This window comes from Bacillus sp. FJAT-47783 (assembly GCF_022808615.1).
Taxonomy (GTDB): domain Bacteria; phylum Bacillota; class Bacilli; order Bacillales; family Aeribacillaceae; genus Bacillus_BZ.
The window spans coordinates 18,616-38,325 of record NZ_JAKZKS010000016.1 but is presented as its reverse complement, the minus strand read 5'-3'; the positions used below and the strand labels follow the sequence as shown (position 1 = coordinate 38,325).

The window sequence follows — 19,710 nt, the reverse complement described above, 5'->3', positions numbered from 1 at the left end:
TTCTCCTTTCTTAATGCACGTATTGAAATGGTGTCTCTTTTTCTGCCTGTAACATACTTTCCTCACATTTGTTCATATATGGACATTGTTCACAGTGAAAATACGTTTTTGAATAGCTGCTTGGATCTTCTACTATTTCTTTTAACAGCTGTAAATACGTAATCGCTTCTGAAACGTCTTCCTCTTTTGGTGTGTACACTTGTTTTCTTCCATCAATGACACCGTAAACTTCAATCACTTTTGGAATAGTGTTGAATACTTCCTTTGAGAAAATAATCATTAAGTAGTAAAAAAGCTCGCTCAAGCCTTGTTCTGAGGAAGTAACAAATTTTTTTATTCGAAATGACCGTTCTCCCCCTTCTACTACTTCAAAAAGAACGGACAATTTCGTTTCTAATTCTTGTATGTACGATTGGAGCTTTTCGTACAGCAATAATGGCGGGCATTGACTTCGTTCTTTGCTTAAAAAATGAAGAAGGTGGTCGGTTACTTTTGCCAAAATCGCATAGTAATGAATTTTTGATTCAAACTGATTTATACTTAATAGCTTCCAATACTTCTCAATTAGAGTTAGTATACGATGTGCAGTCCGAGCTTGATATGGCAATAAGTAAAACTGATGAACAACTTGATTGATAACTTGTTGTACACCTTCTTCCCATGTCCATTCCATTCGACTTTCCTTTACTACATGTTGATAAAAAAAGCGTTGCGGACAACGAATAAACGTCTCTAAATGTTGATCTGACATTGTTTTAATCGAAATATACGGGTTTTTATTTTGCACGGTAAAAACCTCCTATCGTTAGACACTTGGTTGTTCCTTTTCCCCTTTCAACTTTTGGACGAAACGCTCGCCAAACTGTATGCAAGCCTCAACATCTTCTCCCTCCGGTGTTAGTTCAACTTTTAATCCGTCCAACACCATTTCTGCCCCTCTTTCCTTTAGACGTTCCGTTAAAATATCGACAGCTCCGCAAAATTGTGGATAAGATGTATCCCCTGAACCAAAGACCGCCGCTTTTTTCCCTTTAAGGTTAAGGTCTTCCATTTCATCATAAAAATCTAAAAATTCATCTGGTAGTTCTCCGTCTCCCCACGTATAGGCACCTAATAAAATTCCATCGTATTCTTCAAGTATGGAAGCAGTTGTTGCTTCAATCATATCCAACACCTCTACTTCCCCACCTGCTTTTTTAATTCCGTTTACAATCTCATCTGCCATCGCTTCAGTATTTCCGCTCATACTGGCAAAAACTAAAATAATCTTCTCCATAAAAAATCTCCTTTCACAAACTATCTATACTAAACGAACAATTGATAAACATTCTCATTAATATCACTATAAATGATATCGAGAATCATTGTCAATTAAATTTAAACCTCTATTTTATAAGAATATTTTCTTATCAGTATCTATATGCCAATATGTATAACTTTTTTAACAATGTATAACTTCATTTACATCATGCTTCCATCATCATGTATAGAAAAATAGACACATTAAAACATCGTAGGAACAAGACAATTAAAGAGAATATGCGAAAAATAATCATTTTTCTTTCAATATTTACGAATTGGTACAATTTTTGCACTAAATAATGATGAATAGAAATTTTGGAAAAAGAGAGGGGAAAACAGAATGGCTAAATTCGAAGGTGTTTACGTCGCATTAGTTACTCCATTTACAGAAGATTATGAAGTTGATTACAAAAGATTATATGAGGTGTGTGATTGGCTGATCCAAGAAGGGATTAATGGACTTGTTCCAGCAGGATCTCTCGGAGAATATGCGACTTTTTCTCCCGAAGAGCGAGCAAAAGTGGTTGAAACTGTCATTCAAGCTGCAAATGGACGTGTACCTGTAGTTGTCGGATCTGCTGCTCCATCTACGAAGCAAGCCGTCCAATGGGTAGAGCATGCCAAAAATGCTGGAGCTGCTGGGGTCATGGCATTGCCACCTATTAACTATAAGCCGTTAAAAAATGAAATTCTAGAACACTATAAAGCCATTAACAATGTAGGAATTCCTATTATCGCTTATAACAATCCACGCGATTATCCAACAGATTTAACACCGGATTTGTTAGCGGAAATCGCTCAATTTGAAAACGTCGTGGCTGTAAAAGAATTTTCAGGTGATATTCGCCGTATGCATGATATTTTAGATAGAACGAACTTAGAAGTCATGGTTGGGGTTGACAATTTAGCACTAGAAGGTCCAATGATTGGCGCAACAGGTTGGATTTCTGGTGTACCGAACGCATTACCTCGTGAAGGCGTTCAATTATTTAAATTAGCGAAAGAAGGCAAAATAGACGAAGCACTTCCATTGTACCGTCGTCAGCTTCCGTTATTCCATTATGATGCAAGCCCTCAATTAGTCCAATACATTAAATACATGATGGAATTAGCAGGACAACCGGTTGGACCATCTCGTCCTCCTCGCCTTCCGTTATCTCAGGAAGAGTATGAAAGTGTTAGAAAAGATTTTAAGAGAGCAGTAGAAATCGTACATCAATAAAGCAAAGGGGGCCTGCCTATCGTCGACAAGTACAAGACAAGCCGGCTTCACCTGCTGGACGGATTGGCTTGTGACGATCTGAACCGATGGAGCCTGGAGTTGGACAACTTAAACGCAAGTAGCCCTACAAACCTTTGCATACATGATATAAATTCTGATGTGATAAAAAATGGGCAAGCGCCTTGCTCAGCTGGACTTTTGCTGGACAAAAACGATGTGCAAAGCTTTATACTTTCTTATCTCTTAAGAAAAAGGGTAAGGAACTTCCTTATCCTTTCCGTATTCTAAATGTATAAAACGATTGAGGAGGTTTTTAAATGAAAACGAAGGTGCTCGTTGAAGCGAAAAGCAACATTGGTGGAGAGTGGGTATCAACGGATGGGAACAGTACGGTTTTATATAACCCAGCCAACATAAAAGAAGAAGTTGGAACAATCTACTACTCTAGCGCTAAGCATGTACTAGAAGCGAATAAAGCAGCAAATGAAGGTTTTCTTGTTTGGTCAAAGTTAACTGGTGTTGAACGCAGCAGCTATTTATATAAAATGGCAGATGAATTAGAAAAACATCAAGAAGAGCTGGCGGTTTTAGCGAGCCGAGAAATGGGCAAACCGATTACGGAAATGAAAGGCGAAGTTGTCAGAGGGATTCATTTATTACGTTATTATGCGGGAGAAGGTGTACGTTCAAACGGTGAAATCATTCCGGCAAGCGACAATGATGTCATGCAATATTATAAACGTACCCCGTTAGGCATTGTCGGTATTATTACACCGTGGAATTTCCCTGTGGCGATTCCGATTTGGAAAATAGCTCCGGCACTTATTTGCGGAAATGCGGTCATTTGGAAGCCAGCAGAAAACGCCTCCCTTTCTGCAACACGATTAATGGAAATCTTCGAATCAGTCAATCTCCCTAGCGGCGTAATCAACCTTGTCATTGGAAAAGGTCGAGAAATCGGCGATGTTCTTTTAAAAGAGACTGACCTTGATGCCGTTAGCTTTACCGGCTCAACTTCCACCGGCCAACACGTCGCCTCTATATGTGCGAAACGAAATATTAAATATCAAACAGAAATGGGCGGGAAAAATGCGGCGATCATTTTGAACGATGCAAACATTGAAAAAACGATTCAAATGGTATTAAGCGGCGCCTTCCGTTCGGCAGGACAAAAATGTACCGCAACAAGTCGTATTATCGTTGAACAAAACATTTACAAACAGTTTATGGACGCACTAAATAACGCCGTATCCACTTTAAAAGTTCAGAATCCATTACTACCGGATACGTATCTCGGTCCTGTTGCATCGAAATCACAATATGAAACGGTTTCTTCATACGTCAATCTTGCCGAAACAGAAGCAGAAATCGTTGCCCAAGGAGCCATTGATTGTGAACATGATGGGTATTTTATCAAACCTTTAGTCGTCAGCGGTGTTGATACGAAACATCCATTAGTTCAAGAAGAAATATTCGGACCTGTTACGACTGTACTCCAAGCGAAAGACTTTGATGAAGCAATCGAATTATGTAATGAAACGGTATTTGGTTTAAGTGCCTCTATTTTTACTACAAACTTATCGAAAGCACATCGTTTTCTTGATCAAGCTGAAGCTGGCATGGTAAGAGTCAACCAAGAAACAGCAGGTGTTGAGTATCAATCACCATTCGGTGGAATGAAGCAATCAAGCTCCCATACACGTGAACAAGGCCAAGCAGCTCTTGATTTTTATTCACAAATTAAAACGTGTGCGATAAAATATCATTTATAATGGTAGACGAATCACCCGATGAAAGTGTATCGGGTGATTTTTGTTACGTGTACATAGGATTCGGGGGAGATTCAAGAGGAGCGTTTCCACAAGTTGGGGGCATTTTTGCGCAAGTTTTGAAAATGGTCCGCAAATCGATGAATGCTTTCCGCAAACTTTGAAACTTATCCGCAAGTAAAGTCCACGAAAAACACACAACCCGCTTGATTAGCAACAGTCCTTTAGAAAAGAGCTATAAAAAGACTGACCAAAAGTTTTCCTTTTTAGTCAGCCTTTCAAATAATCTGTTAAACTGAATAGAGCTTTTTTCTACCTTCTTCAATATTCGGGTGAAATTGTATTACTGCATGATGACGAACGTTTCTTACATGTTCTAAAGCTTTTTGTAGTTTTCCTTCGACTAAGCTTGATACGCCCATATTTTCCGCAATGGAATAGCCTGCTACAGTTCCTTGTGCCATCGCCACTTTTGCACTTTCAATTCCGGTAATGTTGCCTGCTACATATAGCCCTTCTAGAGGTGTTTGCATTTGCTCATTATGTTTCGGAATATGGCCGCCAAGTTCAGGACAAAAATGAAACGGACATCTTGCAACGGCTGCAAGTTCTGCTAATGGGTACAAGCCTCCAGCTATACAAACAAAATCAACCGGGATTATTTTTTCCGAACGAGCTACCTTTTCTCCTTCTATCGTAATATCCGTTACCTTTACTCCTTCGACTTTCCCTTCACCTACGATTTCAACTGCTGCTTTTCGTAGATGAACGGGGATTCCCCATATGTTATATCCGTTTTTTGGAAACCATTTTAAAGCGAGCTTACGCAGCTGATCATGAACCATGAAACGACTTCCCCACCTTAATAAAGCAGATGGTGCTAAATGAGAGGCTCTAATTAAAGATTTCATCACTTCAAGCGGATCGCCAGCCTGTTTTGTCATCTTGCTTTTCTCTGGTAAAAGCATACACTCAATATCGATCCCAGCAAGCTTTAATTCATTCATAATTGCAAAGGAGAGAATGTTGGCGCCAATGATTATTCCTCTTTCTCCAACTTTGACACGGTGAACATTTGTCATCACTTGAGCGGCACCAATCGACATCACCCCTGGTAATGTCCAGCCTCGTATTGGCACAGCGTATTCAGCGGCACCTGTTGCGACTAAAACATTAGCTGCTTGAAAATTTCCTTGATTCGTATGAACCGTCCACTGCTCTTCTTTACTTAAATGATGGACAGATACTCCTAATTTCACTTCGACACCTAATTGCTCCGCTTTTTGGTACAATTTGTCCGCTTCTTTAATCCCATTCCACCATGTCCCGTCAGGCTCTTGATGAAGCTGTCCTAACAATCTGCCACCTGGCTTCATAAACTCATCCAACACGATTACGTTTAATCCCCATTCCTTTGCAGCGATTGCACCAGATAAACCAGCAGGACCAGCACCAATCACAATCACATCAGCCATCATTTAAGCCTCCCTTCCAAACAAGTCTTTTATTGGGGTCGGCTCTTTTTTACCGCTTTGAACGTCCATCTGATCTTCGACTAACGTCATGCATGCTCGAATATTTCGATTACCATTTACCGTTACACGGCATTCAAAGCAATGGCCAATATTGCAATAAATTCCTCGTGCTGTTCCTGCTTCTTCGTGTACACGCAATGTTCGAATGTTATTTGCTAACAAAGCTGAAGCAATCGTCTCCCCTTCTAACGCTTCAAAACGTGTTCCATCGAACGAAAAGGAAATCTTTTTCCGAATTTCTAATTCTCCTAAAATAGGATGACTCATAATACGATTCATCATTTCCCATCACCTAACATACCAAATGTAATCGGTCTTATTGGGGCTTGATATTTTAACGGAACTGTATCACTTCCTTGATGATTCGTATATTTATCCACTAGCGTATCAATGAGATGACGGCACGTTCGTCCTCCACAAAAACCCATTCCAGCACGTGTCCGTAATTTTAATTCTCTTGATGAGCATTTATACAATTCAACAGTTTTAACTAACGTTTCATATGTGACCTCTTCACAACGACAAATGATCAATTCCTTTGACGCTTCCATCATTCTCCCCCTCATCAATCAGTTAGCATGTTTACCATTCATAATGCAAAAAACATGCCAAACAAAAGATGAAAAGCTAGTTCGTCATACCGAGCTTTTTCATTCGGTTGTAAAGGGTCGCTCTTGTAATCCCTAGCTTTTTTGCACACGCCATCTTGTTTCCATTCTCTATTTTCAATGCTCTTTCAATAATTTTTCTTTCATGATTCTCTAACTCTTCTTGTAAAGTTAATAGTTCATCGCTGTTTTCAGTTGGATGATCATTTATATAAATCGCTTCAGCATGCATTGAGCTATTTTGAGGAACAAAGGGCAAATCTTCTTTTTTCATAATCCCGTCTGTGGCAAAAACGACTAAACGTTCCACTGCATTTCTTAATTCACGAATATTTCCAGGCCAATCATAGTTTAATAGCTCATGCATCACATCTTGCGAAACCCCATGAATCGGTCGTTGATAGCGAACCGAAAACTCATAAAGAAAATAGTGTGTTAATTCGATAATGTCTTCCTTCCTCTCTCTTAACGGGGGAATATTTACACTCACTACGTTTAGCCGATAAAATAAATCTTCTCGAAACTTCCCTTCTCTCGCCATTTCTTTTAAATTACGATTCGTCGCGGCAATGATGCGAAAATCAGCACGAACTTCCTTCACTCCGCCAACTCGATAAAACGTTTTATCTTGCAATACTCTAAGTAGCTTTACTTGCATTTCCATTGGCATTTCACCAATTTCATCTAAAAATAACGTTCCGCCTCTTGCTAATTCGATTTTTCCCTTTTTCCCCCTTTGATCAGCTCCTGAAAACGCCCCTTTTTCGTAACCAAATAGCTCACTTTCAAATAAAGATTCCGGTATCGCCCCACAATTTATCGATATAAATGGAGCTTCCGCTGATTCACGAGCATCATGGATAGCTTTTGCAAACATCTCTTTCCCAACTCCGCTTTCTCCTAAAATGAGTACAGTGGACTTTACGGAACTTACTTTTTTTGCAACATCAATCGTTTTTCTTATTGCAGAACTTCTTCCTTTTATCGGAGTGAATGGATCTTGTGATGGCTTTAATTTCGCCACCTCTTGTTCTAACCGGTGCACTTCTGTCGACATTGTAAAGAGCTCTTGATTTAAACGGACTTGATCCGTTATATCGGTTTCAGACACGACAGCACCGATTATTTCATTATCTAAATAAATTGGATTTGAGTTGATTAATACAAATAAATCAGATCTTGGTTGATGCTGTTGACGATAAAGTCTTTTGCCATCTCGTAATGTTTTTAATATTTCCAGCATATCAGGCTCAAAAAAATCGGTAATCGGTTTCCCAATAATCGATTCTTTCCGTACGGAAAAGATTTTTTCAGCCCCTTCTGTCCAACCACAAACAATTTTCTGTTTATCAATGACTGTACACGAGGCATCCATAGTATTTAACACGGTCTCAAAAAATGCGTTCAAATATTTGTATGCATTTAATAGATTTTCGCCTACTATGACAGCATCAACATAACCTAAAAATTCCCCTTCTTCATTTTCCACAAGCAAATGCGAGTATTTTTTTAAATACTTCAATAGTTGTTCGATCGAACTATTACTCGTAACCGTCATTGTTTTTGATCGTGTCATAGGTTCAGAGTTTTTGATAAAAAAAATATCTTTTCCTTCTTTTAAAAATAAAGCTTTTACATTACTTGATGAAGGAATGCTATTTTTAGATTCTACGACCTCAAAATTTCGATTAACCATTTCATTTATACTTAGCAAGTTGTGGTACACACTTCCTCCCCCTTTACAACTGTCTATATCTTTTTACACGTTAAAATAATTTTTACACACCTTAATAAAAATGACAAACATTTTTGACAATTAGGAAAACGAGGAGAAGAATTCCTTACTGGCATATTTCTTGCTTCTTTATTACTGAACTAGCAAGAAAGGAGGGTCAGCATTTGTGAATAAAAATTATGAAGTTGTCATTATCGGTGGAGGAATTATTGGAAGCGCTATCGCTTATTACGTGTCAAAGTCAGGACGAAGTGTTGCCATCATCGAAAAAAATGAGCTTGCCAGTGGGACATCGTCAAGGTGTGATGGAAATATTTTAGCGATCGATAAAGACCCCGGTTTTGATAGTCAAATGTCTTTAGCGAGTCAAAAACTCGTTGATGAGTTAAGTAAAGAACTAGATCATCCTTTTGAATATCGAGCACCTGGCAGCATTTTAGTTTGTGAAACAGAAGAAGAAATGTTGGCAGCAGAAAAATGGGTTTTGCGTCAAAAAGAAGCAGGGCTTCCGTTTCGAATGTTAGATCGACAAGATATTCGTCAAGAATCCCCCTATTTTGCAGACGATTTACTCGGTGGATTGGAATGTGAAACAGATTCAACCGTCAATCCTTATTTATTGTCGTTTTCCTTAGTAGAAGGGGCGAAAAAATATGGAGCACACATTTTCACCCATACTGAAGTGAACTCACTCAAAAAAGACGGATCAGGAAATTTCGAAATAGAAACATCCAATGGACGATTTACTGCTAAAAACGTTGTCAATGCCGCCGGTGTATGGGCACCATTTATTGGACAAATGGTCAATGTCCATGTCCCGATTAAACCAAGAAAAGGGCATATTATTGTGGCATCAAGACAACAGCCTGTCGGGATTCGAAAGGTAATGGAGTTTGGTTATTTAATATCGAAATTCGGCGGGAAGAGAAAAGTAGACCCTTTAACAGAAAAATATGGTGTAGCCTTAGTATTTGAACCGACCGAAAGCCAAAACTTCCTCATCGGTAGCAGTCGGGAGTTTGTAGGCTTTCATACAACGTCAAATCTTGATGTAGTCAAGTGTATCGCCAGACGTGCCATTCGTTTTTATCCAAAAATGAAAGACATGATGGTTATTCGAAATTATGCGGGCTTGAGGCCTTGGACAGAAGATCATTTGCCAATTATTTCTCATGTTGAAGAAGTCCCTGGGTTTTATATTGCCGCAGGCCATGAAGGAGATGGAATAAGCTTAGCGGCCATTACGGGGAAAATAATCGAAGAGTTAATAAACGAAGAACCGAAAACTACGATTCCAATCGAACCGTTAAGACACGACCGTTTTAAGAAAGGAGTAGTTCACTCATGAAATTTAAACGCATCTTCCATACAATCGATACCCACACTGGCGGCAACCCAACAAGGACGGTTTTAAGTGGGCTTCCGAAATTAAAGGGCAGCACGATGTCAGAAAAAATGCTTCATATGAAAAATGAATATGATTGGATTCGGAAGTTTTTAATGTTTGAGCCGAGAGGACATGATGTTATGTCAGGTGCTTTACTCGTAGAGCCATGTCATCCAGAAGCAGATGTAGGCGTCATCTATATTGAAACAGGTGGATATTTGCCAATGTGTGGACATGACACAATTGGTTTTTGTACAGCGTTAGTAGAAGCTGGCTTAATTCCTGTCGTAGAACCATATACCGACCTAACACTTGATACACCGGCAGGACTTGTAAAAGTACGAATAAAGATCGAGCAAGGTGAAGCGAAAGAAGTCACATTTTGTAATATTCCTGCTTTTTTGTTAAAGAGCATTCATGTTCATGTAGAGGGAATCGGAGAAATAGATTGTGATATTGCTTATGGTGGGAATTTTTACGGAATTATCGATGCACGAAAAATCGGGTTAAAGCTAACAACCAAAAATGCTACAAACATTATTCAAACAGCTGTTAAAATTCGCGATAAAATCAACGATACGGTTGATGTCATTCATCCAGAGCACTCCTTTATTAAAGGGCTTACACATATTGAATTTTTTACGGACCCTACTCACCCTGAAGCCAATTGCAAAAATACTGTGATCGTTCCACCAGGTGGAATTGACCGATCACCATGTGGGACTGGAACGTCTGCCAAACTTGCTACTTTATTTGCTCACAATGAGATTGAAATGGGTGAGCAATTTATTCATGAAAGCATTGTTGGAAGCCTTTTCAAAGCTAAAATTATTGAAACGACAACTATTGAAAACTATGAGGCAGTCATTACAGAGATTACAGGATCTGCCTGGGTTACAGGAATGAATCAGTTTCTTTACAACGAAGACGATCCATTAAAAGAGGGATTTTTACTAATACCACCTATGAAGCAACATTAGGTTCTTTTCGAGAATAATAGAGTGTCGAGACACGCTTATCGGCCCTTATTGAACAATCCACACTTTTTTAGGTAGATTCTATTCATAGAATCTACCAGGAATCTTACATGTTTTATTTTAAAACTATTTTTTGAGGGGGAATAAGTTTGGTTAGTCATCCGATACGATTACCTAATTTATTGGAAGTTGCTGCGGTTTTAGTTGGTTTTATTCTCATTATGTATGTATCGATTGGTGTTTTAGGTTTACCGATACAACTCGCCCTATTTGTTTCTTGGTTTTTAGTCATCCTTTTAGGCTTAAGACTTGGACATACGTATCAAAATATGCAAAAGGGTTTGCTAAATGGCATTAGTCAAGGACTTGAAGCCGTTTTAGTCTTAACAACAGTCGGTGCATTAATCGGAACGTGGATTGCTGGCGGCGTTGTTCCAAGTATTATTTATTATGGGTTAACCATTATGAATCCTAGTATTTTCCTCTTTGCAGCATTTGTCATCTGTGCGATTACCTCCCTTGCAACAGGAACCTCATTCGGAACAGCAGGTACAGCTGGAATAGCGATGATGGGAATTGGTCATAGTTTTGGAATCCCACTTCCATTAGTCGCAGGCGCTGTAATTTCAGGTGCTTATGTCGGTGATAAACTTTCTCCTCTTTCCGATACAACGGTTATGACCGCCTCCTTATCAAAAGTAGGTTTAATTGAACATATTCGTTCCATGCTCTATGTCAGTACACCAGCATTTGTCGGCACAAGTATTTTGTTTCTTCTCGTTGGCTTTTTCTATGTAGGAGGCAATGCAGACTTATCACGTGCCGAAGAAGTAATGACATCGTTAACGACTTACTTTCATATTGAATGGTATATGATCATACCAGCAGCTATCGTCATCCTTTTGCTTGCATTGAAAAAGCCATCGATTCCAACCATTAGTTTTGGTGCATTACTCGGAGCCATATGGGCATTTTTATTCCAAGAAATGTCCATGTTAGAAGCGATCAAAACTTCGTACAGCGGGTTTTCAATTGAATCAGGTGTCGATTTCATTGACAACTTATTAAACCGCGGCGGCATTGTTTGGATGCTTGAAGTGATTATTTTAATTATCTTTGCCTTAGGATTAGGGGGATTAATGGAACAAGCCGGCATTTTAAAAGTCATTTGTAATAACATGCTCTCTTGGGCAAATAATTCAGGTAAATTAACAGTATCTACGTTACTTGCTGGATTTTTCGGTAATTTCTTTGGTGGTGCAGCCTATGTATCACTCATTACAGCAAGTAAAATTACAGAGGAAAACTACGAACGTTTAAACATCGACAGACGTGTTCTTTCCAGAAATACTGAAGCTGGAGGAACGATTACAACACCAATGGTTCCGTGGTCAGATGGAGGTGTCTACATGGCGTCAGTACTCGGGGTTTCAACACTATCCTACCTCCCGTTCATGTGGTTTAATATTCTCGTTTTACTCATTTCTATCATCTATGGATTTACAGGGAAATTTATTTGGTATACAGATAAGGTGGAACAGACGAGTGAGTCTACGGTGAATTTGTAAGGATATTTTTCGGAATATTCACAAAAATAGAGGTCGATACATTTTGACGTATCAACCTCTTTCTTCATTTTTTAATATCGTCAACCCGAATTTTTTCATTTCAAAGCATGTGGTAATGGGTAAACATGTATGATTAAAAGAAATCATAAAAGAACGGCTTCTGATCCGGGATCAACTGCTCTAGTTGCTCGATCTGCCTTTCATTTCCATTGATCCTTTCAATCTGATGCAATTGAGTAGGACGTTTATATCCGAAAAGCATGGCCGCTAACGATTGAACAGAAAGGTGAAGATTATGTGGATCTGTTTCCGTTTCAGACAAGACCGTTACTTTTCCATCTTCCAATACATAACATTTATTGTTCCAAGGTGCATAAGAGTCTTCAACTCGCAACACAACTTGACCTTGTGCTTTGGACCATTGAAATGGATATTGATTTAGAAAAGCTTCAACATCAACAATTCGCACCATAAAATAAGGCTTAATCTCCTGTTGAATTCTCGATTCCCGTAATGTGAAAAATAGCTCTTCACGCTCCGATGTTACCATTTCGACTTGTTCGACCATTGAATCGTGCTGGCATATAAAATTCCATAACCCTTTTCGTGCATCATTTGTTAAAACGACAAACTCTTCCACAGTCATTTTCGAATCTTTTACTTTGTACAACATATACCCTGACGGATTTTGGCTTACATCATAGTAAACAGCCGCATATAAATCGCTGTAAACAGATTGAAGCCACCAGTCTCGGTGTCGTACAAGCATTCCGGAAAATTGTTTGGCGTATTGTTCATACACTTGCTCTACGTCTTCTCCATGTCCTTCTTTTTTAAATCGTTTAATCGCTCCTTCTGGAGAAGGCATCGGCACGAGATCTTTTTTCTTTAACGTACTTTTTAAATGGTTGGAAAACAACTCCCATCCATATTTTCGGTAAAAAGAAACATCAAAAGGATGGAGCATGGAAATAGAATAACCGTTCTCTTTCATGTACGATAGTGCTGATTCGATTAATGCTTTGACATATCCGTTTCTTCGGTATTCTGGATAAGTGGCTACACTTGCAACTCCTCCCATGTTCATCTTTTCTTTGCCTAAAAATATTTCAAAAGGAATGATATGAAGCTTTGCAGCAAGTTGCTCCTGATCAAAAATACTTAAAATGTGGTGACGTTCAAACCGTTTTAAGCGTTCTTCTATCTCTTCTTCTGGCACTTTGTATTGAAAGGCATACTCCGATAAGGCTAACGCTTCACGAAAATCGTTTTCTTCCAATTTTACAATCTTCATCTCTTTTTCCCTCCCCTATAATTCATTCGAGTTTATTTGTAAAAATCCTATAAAAATAAGGTAAAAAGGGAAGTTTCCATTCGGACTTGCATACAATCTTCACAAGGATGGTGAAGTAAATGAAAAAAATAGGCTTACACATGCTCTATATCACACCGATTGTGGTTATTCTTCTTGTTGTTGCCCACACAGATTATGAATTTGTATCACGAAATGACATCGTCGTAATTGGTGATACAGATACAGAAAGTGCTCCTGTAAGCAATGAAGAGTTGGAAAACGTCAATTTCACATTAGAAAAACGATTTGAAAAGCGTGAGCTTATTGATAACTATTGGGTCGAAACGTATCGAGAATATGAAATTTATACAGATGAAAAAGGAAATATTATTGAAGCAATTCCTACTTCAACCTTCGATTATATTAGATATTGGGCGAATGAATAATATGTAACAAATATCACATTCATCCTACCGATTTACATTTTAAGGAAAATCACTAACTAATGGTTTTCCATTAGTACAGAAGTACTAAAAAAGAGGGTAAACGCTTCCATTTTATCTCCTTTTTGCGTGAATATAATCTTATTTTTTTCTATTCGACAAAACTATTTATATTTCGCCGTCTCCTTTATGATACACTTTTATTCATATTGAGAATATGTAGTTAAAAGAATAGGTACAATGGATAAATCAAAAGCCAAACGTGACATATTGTAAAGAAATGATCGTCTTATCTGCCATCTGAGCGAAAATACTACCATTGCGTGTTTTGAGGTGATTTCGATGAAACAATTTTTGTCAAACCATTTACTGAACTTTTTATTAGTAGTTGTTTCGATCACTATCATTTACTCAGCTTTACAAGTACCAACAACCGTCCCAGAATTGATTGCGTTTGGCTTCGGAATTTTTGGCCTCCTTGCACTCGTTTACCTTTCTGTTTCAATGAAGCACAAAAGCCAAAAGGAGAGGTAGCAAACCTCTCCCCGTTTTACTCATACTTCAAAAGCTCATCAGGTTGAATTAAATAATAGGCTTGTAATTCACACCTTGAATCCCCTTCAAGTTTTTTCGCCCCGCTTTTTACCATCCAGTATGTATCGATCGGTAAATTTTGATTGTCAACTTTCTTGAAATCGCCCTCCACAATCAAATACTTATCATGATACACCATAGCAATACTCTGTATATACCCCCCACCAAACAATTCAAACTTCTCATACTCCTCATCCGATGCTATTTTTTCAAACGGTAACGAGTCTAGCATTTTTAAAAATGGTTTAACCGGAGCTGAGTTTTCATGATGAAAGTAAGTGCCTTCATGTTTCTCTTTCCGAACGGAAATCTTTTGACCTTCCTTATCAAATTCTAACCAATAATAAATGTGACTCGTTTCATCGATTTCATCTACAAAATCGACGTCAAAGCGAAGTAATTCGCCTGTTTTCGTAAAGGCAACCGTGTAATCTTGAAGGACTGCTTCATCACTTATTTCCGCCTTTTTTTGCAATCTTTCATAGTGTTCAATGATCGATAAATCAAATACATTGTCTGTCGTTAAGTCAATGCTTCTTGGACGTTCAAACCAATAATGCTCGGCATATTGACTTGCAATGTTCATAAGGAACATAGCGAGACCAAAGACAGCTGCATACGTTTTTATCTTCTTGTTCACTTTCGGTCGCATAAAAAAGAGGAATATGAAAAAACCTACTGGAATAGCAAATGTATCGAAGTAAAACGAAAAAGTTCCTAAGAGAAAATACCCTATAAGCTTCCAGCCAAAATATCGTTCCTCTTCTTGACGTTTTTGATAAATAAAAATGAGGCCAGCTACAATGATGAGTACATACAAAATCGATATCCAAATCATCTCTAAGGTCTCCCCTTTTAACAGAAAAACCTAGAAGAAGTGAATCCTTCTAGGTCATTTATAAAAACCGTTGCATTAAATGAGATCTTTTGTTAGTTCAAGAAAATCATCCACTTCCTTTGTCACCATTTGGAGTCCATTTTCCCAAAATGCTTGTTTCGTTAAATCAACGTTTAAATGTTTACTCGCCAATTGTTCTACCGTCATGGATCCCGTATCTTTTAATAATGCAATATACTTCTCTTCAAAAGTGGAACCTTCTTCTAATGCTTTCGCATAAATGCCAAGTGAGAATAAATAGCCGAACGTGTATGGGAAATTGTAAAACGGATAATCGGTAATATAAAAGTGCAACTTGGAAGCCCAAAAATGCGGATGATATTCCTTTAATGCCCCGCAATAGGCACGTTTTTGCGCTTCGGTCATTAGTTCATTTAAACGTTCCGTTGATACCCAGCCTTTCTTCCTTTCTTCATAAAAAGAGGTTTCAAAAAGAAAGCGAGCGTGAATATTCATAAACATCGCAACACTTGACTGCAATTTTTCTTCAAGGAGAGCTATTTTTTCTTCCTTCGTTTGTGCTTCTTGTACCGCTGCGTTCGATACGATTAATTCAGCGAACGTAGAAGCTGTCTCTGCTACATTCATCGCATAAAAGCTATTTAAAGGATGAACTCCTTTCATTGCCTCTTGGTGATATGCATGTCCTAACTCATGTGCAAGTGTTGACACATTTGTCGGCGTACCTGAATATGTCATAAAAATACGAGACTGTTCACTTTCAGGAAAGCTCGTGCAAAATCCGCCCGGCGCTTTTTGCGGTCGATCTTCCGCTTCAATCCATTGCTCCGTAAACGCCCGCTCAGTAAATTTCGTTAATTTTTCTCCAAATTGACCAAAATGCTTTAAAATAAATTCGGCTCCTTCCTGATATGACACCGTGCTCTCCACTTTTCCAACTGGTGCATCTAAATCATACCAGCTTAATTGATCAACATTTAACAACTCCGCTTTTCTTTTCAAGTATTTAATGAGTGGCTCCTTATACTTTTCAATAGTCGACCACATCATTTGTAATGTTTCACTCTTCATTCGATTAAGTGCTAAAGGCTCTTTTAACACATCACTCCAACCACGCTTTTCGTACGTGGATAAACGAAAACCAGCGAGATGATTTAACGTTCTCGTTAATAAATCTGCTTCTTTTGCCCATGCTTTTTCCCATTCCTCGAAAACGTACTTACGGACTTCCCGGTTCGGATCGGAAAATTTATTATAGGCCTGACCCACTGAAAAATTCTTCACTTCACCTTCTTGTTGAACTGGTATCGTCATTTTGGAAACAATCTCATCATACATTTGTCCCCAACTATGATAACCATCGACCGCCAATGATTGAATGAGCATTTCTTCTTGTACAGACAGCAACTCTTTCGCACGATTTCTTCTCTCATTTAAGACAAATGACAATTCTCGTAAAGAATCGTTAGCAAGACCATCGTTCCATTCTTGATCTGGAATTTCGACCATTTTTTGATCCATCACCGTCAGCGCATTGTCTAGCTTCGCAAAAAGGGATGTGAGCTCAATTTCTAGCATGCTCGCTTTTTTATCGGCTGTATTTTGAGCTTTTAAACATTCTACAAAGGCACTCGCCTCATCCATTTTTTCACTTACATCCTTATATTGTTCTAATACCTCTTGGAGAGAGTTCATGGAGTTTATGTATGGTACATTCTCGTTAAACTGATGAAGACTCACTTTGATTTCGTCTAAATAGTGCCGAAATGCTTCTGATTCACTTCCCCCTTTAAAAAATACGTCTAAATCCCACGTTTCTTTATACGTTCTATTTTCCATCGTATTCCCCCTCATTAAATAATTCGGCAATAGGCATTTCCTTTTCCATTTGTATATGCCAACTCTCCCTTAGTAACGAAATGTACTTTGAATTCATCGTGTTTTCGTTCTCATTTATATATTCGTATACAGTCATACCTTTTCCTTTTTTACTTTCGGATGATTTTAGCAATCATCCCTACCAACAGGAGCTTTGTCACCTTCCAAAATTTCTTCGATTACGAGTTTCGAATGTTCTCCCATTCCTCTCGCAAAATCCCCATCCGAATCGAATCATAGTATTTCCCCTTGTAAAGCCGGCATTTTCTTAAGCGACCTTCCAGTTTCATTCCAAGTTTCTCTGCACATCTTATCATTCGTTTATTCCCCGACCACGTTGTAATGCCCACTCGAACAAGTGGTAGTGTATGAAACAATTCATCAACCCATAAACGAAGGGCTTCTGTCCCATAGCCTCCACTCCAATAGTCTGGATGATAAATAACAATCCCCGCTTCTAACCAATTGGAAGGACGATGCTCCCAGTAATACGAAACAGCACCAATCACTTCACCATTCACTTCGATAACTTTCCTTCTTGGAATCTTATCATTCACAATCTCATCCATATCTTCACAAAATTCCTCATAGGTAATTTCTTCTAGCGGAAAGTAAGGAGCATCCCACTTCTTCCATTCTGGATCTTTTTCCCCGTAAATATATTGCCAAAGTATCGGATAATCTGAAGTTTTAATTCTTCTTATCAATACGTTTTTATCCATTTTCCCCTCCACTTACTCGGAATAACGCAATTCTTCTAGTCTTATTACTTTCTTTAACTTGAGCTCATTCGTTTCCTCATTATATTGATAGATTTCGAGCTCTTGATCCCATTCAGACATACCTCGTAATATCCCAATATGTTGATCCCCTAATTTGATCATATTCTCTCTATACGGATATAACTCATTTTCACTACTATCGTACGACTCTTCTACAATCACTTTTTGATTATTAAGGCCAAATAACAAAAAAATAGCCATAAAAATTAGGGTAATCCGTATTCTCCTCAACTCTATTCGATGTTCTTCACCCAATGTTCACACCTCCAACATCTAAATTTTACCATATATTTTTAAAATAAATAGGTATGTTATTTACTTTTTCGTGGTATTTTGTTAATCTAACAGAAATCATTTTAGTTGTATGACGTCTAACTGATAATGGAAGGAGAAGACAACATGAAAGCTTTCCACAATGGAACGTTTTTTACAATGAATCCAGATCATGAAATCATTGAAAATGGACTCATACTTGTAGACAGTGACTCCATTTCCTATATTGGCCCTTTTAAAAAAGAACTTTTTGAAAAAGCAGATACGAAAGTCAATTTAGAAGGGAAATGGGTGATGCCAGGCCTCGTGAATACACACTCACATATTGTCATGACCCTTTTGCGCGGTATTGGCGATGACATCCTTTTAAAGCCTTGGTTAGAAACAAAAATTTGGCCACTTGAACAACAGTTCACACCTGAAATCGGCGTTGTTAGTTCAACTCTTGGGGTTTTAGAAATGCTCAAGTCCGGAACGACTACATTTTCTGATATGTTCAACCCGCATGGCATTGACGCAGACGCTATTATGGAAGCGTTATCGGAAAGCGGCATACGCGGTGCTTTTTCTCACACGATTTTTAGTTTTGGTACAGAAGAGGAACAACAAAGAAACTTACGGGAAGCAGAACGCTTCGTGAAAACTTATAAAAACTATGCAAATGGCCGTCTTACGACAATGGTTGCACCGCATAGTCCTTATGCATGTACACCTAAAGCTCTTGAAGAAAGTGCTCGAATTGCCAAGGAGCAAAATGTCTTTGCCCATATTCACGTATCCGAAACAGAACTAGAAGTTGAAAACATCTCGAACGAATACGGGGTTCGTCCTGTCGAGCATGTTCGTCGCTCGAACCTTTTTGACCAACCAACTGTTATCGCCCACGGTGTTGTATTGAATGATGAAGAACGTCAATTGTTAAAACAGTACGATGTAAGGGTTGCACACAACCCGATTAGTAACTTAAAGCTCGGATCTGGTGTTGCTGATGTTCCAAAACTATTAGAAGCTGGAATAAAAGTCGGCATCGCAACAGACGGCGTTGCTTCAAACAACAACTACGATATGTTTGAAGAAGCCCGAACAGCTGCGCTTTTGCAAAAAGGATTATATCAAGATGCAACGAAAATGAACGCAAGGACTGTTTTAGCAATGGCTACACGCCTTGGTGCCGAAGCAATAGGTATGCCTCACACCGGTTCCTTAGAAAAGGGGAAGCGTGCTGACTTTATCACGATCGACCCAACGAATAAGCCGCATCTCCAACCTGTTAGCGAAGCGTTCTCTCATCTTTTATACGCTGCAAACGGTCAAGATGTTTGCGATGTTTATATTGATGGGAAGCAAATCGTGAAAAACCGCGAATGCGCAACAATTGATGAAGAAAAAATCATTGCAGAAGTAAATCGATTACAGAAGTCACTTACTCGTTAAAGAACACAAAAGCGTCAAAACAAATATGTTTTGATGCTTTTTCTTTTTAA

18 protein-coding genes and 2 pseudogenes are annotated in these 19,710 nt (G+C 38.5%); 8 read left to right on the top strand and 12 right to left on the bottom strand.

From position 1 onward, the window contains the following. Positions 1–10: 10 nt before the first annotated feature. Together MLD65_RS12015 and MLD65_RS12010 are read right to left on the bottom strand one after the other, a co-directional pair. Complete coding sequence (locus MLD65_RS12015) at positions 11–787, bottom strand: hypothetical protein (RefSeq protein WP_243292110.1); 777 nt, start codon at positions 785–787, stop codon at positions 11–13. An 18-nt stretch (positions 788–805) separates the two neighbouring features. Continuing rightward, positions 806–1,276 (bottom strand): flavodoxin, encoded by a 471-nt coding sequence (locus MLD65_RS12010; protein ID WP_243292109.1) that lies wholly within the window; start codon positions 1,274–1,276, stop codon positions 806–808. A gap of 366 nt (positions 1,277–1,642) precedes the next feature. On the opposite strand from MLD65_RS12010, the gene MLD65_RS12005 reads away from it, so the two are divergent. Beyond that, positions 1,643–2,524 (top strand): dihydrodipicolinate synthase family protein, encoded by an 882-nt coding sequence (locus MLD65_RS12005; RefSeq protein WP_243292108.1) that lies wholly within the window; start codon positions 1,643–1,645, stop codon positions 2,522–2,524. 317 nt (positions 2,525–2,841) lie between these two features. Then, positions 2,842–4,296, top strand: a complete 1,455-nt coding sequence (locus tag MLD65_RS12000; protein WP_243292107.1) for an aldehyde dehydrogenase family protein — start codon at positions 2,842–2,844, stop codon at positions 4,294–4,296. Between the two features lie 287 nt (positions 4,297–4,583). Here the strand turns inward: MLD65_RS12000 and MLD65_RS11995 are convergent, their stop codons facing one another. The 5 genes and pseudogenes from MLD65_RS11995 to MLD65_RS11980 form a co-directional block, all read right to left on the bottom strand. Next, a complete protein-coding gene (locus MLD65_RS11995; RefSeq protein ID WP_243292147.1) occupies positions 4,584–5,768 on the bottom strand; it encodes an NAD(P)/FAD-dependent oxidoreductase in 1,185 nt (394 codons plus the stop codon). Positions 5,769–5,771: 3 nt separating this feature from the next. Next, entirely contained in the window at positions 5,772–6,107 is a 336-nt protein-coding gene (locus tag MLD65_RS11990; protein WP_243292146.1) for a (2Fe-2S)-binding protein, read from the bottom strand. Next, positions 6,107–6,379, bottom strand: coding sequence for a (2Fe-2S)-binding protein (locus MLD65_RS11985; RefSeq protein WP_243292145.1), 273 nt, complete (start codon positions 6,377–6,379; stop codon positions 6,107–6,109). Before MLD65_RS11985 ends, MLD65_RS11990 begins: the two co-directional genes overlap by 1 nt. A 76-nt stretch (positions 6,380–6,455) precedes the next feature. Further along, positions 6,456–6,611 (bottom strand): annotated as a pseudogene (locus MLD65_RS18440) (helix-turn-helix domain-containing protein); the annotation flags it as partial. Positions 6,612–6,682: 71 nt separating this feature from the next. Continuing rightward, positions 6,683–7,847, bottom strand: a pseudogene (locus MLD65_RS11980) (sigma-54 interaction domain-containing protein); the annotation flags it as partial. Between the two features lie 490 nt (positions 7,848–8,337). On the opposite strand from MLD65_RS11980, the gene MLD65_RS11975 reads away from it, so the two are divergent. The 3 genes from MLD65_RS11975 to nhaC all read left to right on the top strand — a co-directional run bounded on the left by MLD65_RS11975 (position 8,338) and on the right by nhaC (position 12,103). Further along, positions 8,338–9,519 carry an NAD(P)/FAD-dependent oxidoreductase gene (locus tag MLD65_RS11975; RefSeq protein ID WP_243292106.1) on the top strand — a complete coding sequence of 394 codons (1,182 nt, stop codon included), beginning with the start codon at positions 8,338–8,340 and terminating at the stop codon, positions 9,517–9,519. Continuing rightward, positions 9,516–10,538: a 4-hydroxyproline epimerase gene (locus tag MLD65_RS11970; protein WP_243292105.1), complete on the top strand. Its 1,023-nt coding sequence runs from the start codon at positions 9,516–9,518 to the stop codon at positions 10,536–10,538. Before MLD65_RS11975 ends, MLD65_RS11970 begins: the two co-directional genes overlap by 4 nt. Before the next feature lie 146 nt (positions 10,539–10,684). Beyond that, complete coding sequence (gene nhaC / locus MLD65_RS11965; RefSeq protein ID WP_243292104.1) at positions 10,685–12,103, top strand: Na+/H+ antiporter NhaC; 1,419 nt, start codon at positions 10,685–10,687, stop codon at positions 12,101–12,103. Positions 12,104–12,236: 133 nt separating this feature from the next. Here nhaC and MLD65_RS11960 read toward each other — a convergent pair whose 3' ends face one another. Further along, on the bottom strand, positions 12,237–13,397 hold the full coding sequence (locus MLD65_RS11960) for a GNAT family N-acetyltransferase (protein ID WP_243292103.1): 1,161 nt from the start codon (positions 13,395–13,397) through the stop codon (positions 12,237–12,239). 119 nt (positions 13,398–13,516) lie between these two features. Between MLD65_RS11960 and MLD65_RS11955 the strand changes: the two genes are divergently transcribed. After that, positions 13,517–13,843 (top strand): hypothetical protein, encoded by a 327-nt coding sequence (locus MLD65_RS11955; RefSeq protein ID WP_243292102.1) that lies wholly within the window; start codon positions 13,517–13,519, stop codon positions 13,841–13,843. 339 nt (positions 13,844–14,182) lie between these two features. Continuing rightward, complete coding sequence (locus MLD65_RS11950; RefSeq protein WP_243292101.1) at positions 14,183–14,374, top strand: hypothetical protein; 192 nt, start codon at positions 14,183–14,185, stop codon at positions 14,372–14,374. Positions 14,375–14,390: 16 nt separating this feature from the next. Here the strand turns inward: MLD65_RS11950 and MLD65_RS11945 are convergent, their stop codons facing one another. The 4 genes from MLD65_RS11945 to MLD65_RS11930 all read right to left on the bottom strand — a co-directional run bounded on the left by MLD65_RS11945 (position 14,391) and on the right by MLD65_RS11930 (position 18,208). After that, positions 14,391–15,272, bottom strand: a complete 882-nt coding sequence (locus MLD65_RS11945; RefSeq protein WP_243292100.1) for a hypothetical protein — start codon at positions 15,270–15,272, stop codon at positions 14,391–14,393. Between the two features lie 75 nt (positions 15,273–15,347). Continuing rightward, on the bottom strand, positions 15,348–17,132 hold the full coding sequence (locus MLD65_RS11940; protein WP_243292099.1) for a M3 family oligoendopeptidase: 1,785 nt from the start codon (positions 17,130–17,132) through the stop codon (positions 15,348–15,350). A 218-nt stretch (positions 17,133–17,350) separates the two neighbouring features. Next, complete coding sequence (locus tag MLD65_RS11935; RefSeq protein ID WP_243292098.1) at positions 17,351–17,893, bottom strand: GNAT family N-acetyltransferase; 543 nt, start codon at positions 17,891–17,893, stop codon at positions 17,351–17,353. Positions 17,894–17,905: 12 nt separating this feature from the next. After that, positions 17,906–18,208 (bottom strand): hypothetical protein, encoded by a 303-nt coding sequence (locus tag MLD65_RS11930; protein WP_243292097.1) that lies wholly within the window; start codon positions 18,206–18,208, stop codon positions 17,906–17,908. A 126-nt stretch (positions 18,209–18,334) separates the two neighbouring features. Between MLD65_RS11930 and MLD65_RS11925 the strand changes: the two genes are divergently transcribed. Then, positions 18,335–19,660, top strand: a complete 1,326-nt coding sequence (locus tag MLD65_RS11925; protein WP_243292096.1) for an amidohydrolase family protein — start codon at positions 18,335–18,337, stop codon at positions 19,658–19,660. Positions 19,661–19,710: the final 50 nt, after the last annotated feature.

Bases quoted from the DNA above. Each gene is read 5' to 3' on its own strand.
- MLD65_RS12005 (WP_243292108.1), top strand. From the start codon at position 1,643: ATGGCTAAATTCGAAGGTGTTTACGTCGCATTAGTTACTCCATTTACA.
- MLD65_RS11935 (WP_243292098.1), bottom strand. From the start codon at position 17,893: ATGGATAAAAACGTATTGATAAGAAGAATTAAAACTTCAGATTATCCG.
- MLD65_RS11940 (WP_243292099.1), bottom strand. From the start codon at position 17,132: ATGGAAAATAGAACGTATAAAGAAACGTGGGATTTAGACGTATTTTTT.
- MLD65_RS12000 (WP_243292107.1), top strand. From the start codon at position 2,842: ATGAAAACGAAGGTGCTCGTTGAAGCGAAAAGCAACATTGGTGGAGAG.
- MLD65_RS11925 (WP_243292096.1), top strand. From the start codon at position 18,335: ATGGAAGGAGAAGACAACATGAAAGCTTTCCACAATGGAACGTTTTTT.
- MLD65_RS11955 (WP_243292102.1), top strand. From the start codon at position 13,517: ATGAAAAAAATAGGCTTACACATGCTCTATATCACACCGATTGTGGTT.
- MLD65_RS11970 (WP_243292105.1), top strand. From the start codon at position 9,516: ATGAAATTTAAACGCATCTTCCATACAATCGATACCCACACTGGCGGC.
- MLD65_RS11990 (WP_243292146.1), bottom strand. From the start codon at position 6,107: ATGAATCGTATTATGAGTCATCCTATTTTAGGAGAATTAGAAATTCGG.
- MLD65_RS12010 (WP_243292109.1), bottom strand. From the start codon at position 1,276: ATGGAGAAGATTATTTTAGTTTTTGCCAGTATGAGCGGAAATACTGAA.
- MLD65_RS11995 (WP_243292147.1), bottom strand. From the start codon at position 5,768: ATGGCTGATGTGATTGTGATTGGTGCTGGTCCTGCTGGTTTATCTGGT.
- MLD65_RS11950 (WP_243292101.1), top strand. From the start codon at position 14,183: ATGAAACAATTTTTGTCAAACCATTTACTGAACTTTTTATTAGTAGTT.
- MLD65_RS11985 (WP_243292145.1), bottom strand. From the start codon at position 6,379: ATGGAAGCGTCAAAGGAATTGATCATTTGTCGTTGTGAAGAGGTCACA.
- MLD65_RS11945 (WP_243292100.1), bottom strand. From the start codon at position 15,272: ATGATTTGGATATCGATTTTGTATGTACTCATCATTGTAGCTGGCCTC.
- MLD65_RS11960 (WP_243292103.1), bottom strand. From the start codon at position 13,397: ATGAAGATTGTAAAATTGGAAGAAAACGATTTTCGTGAAGCGTTAGCC.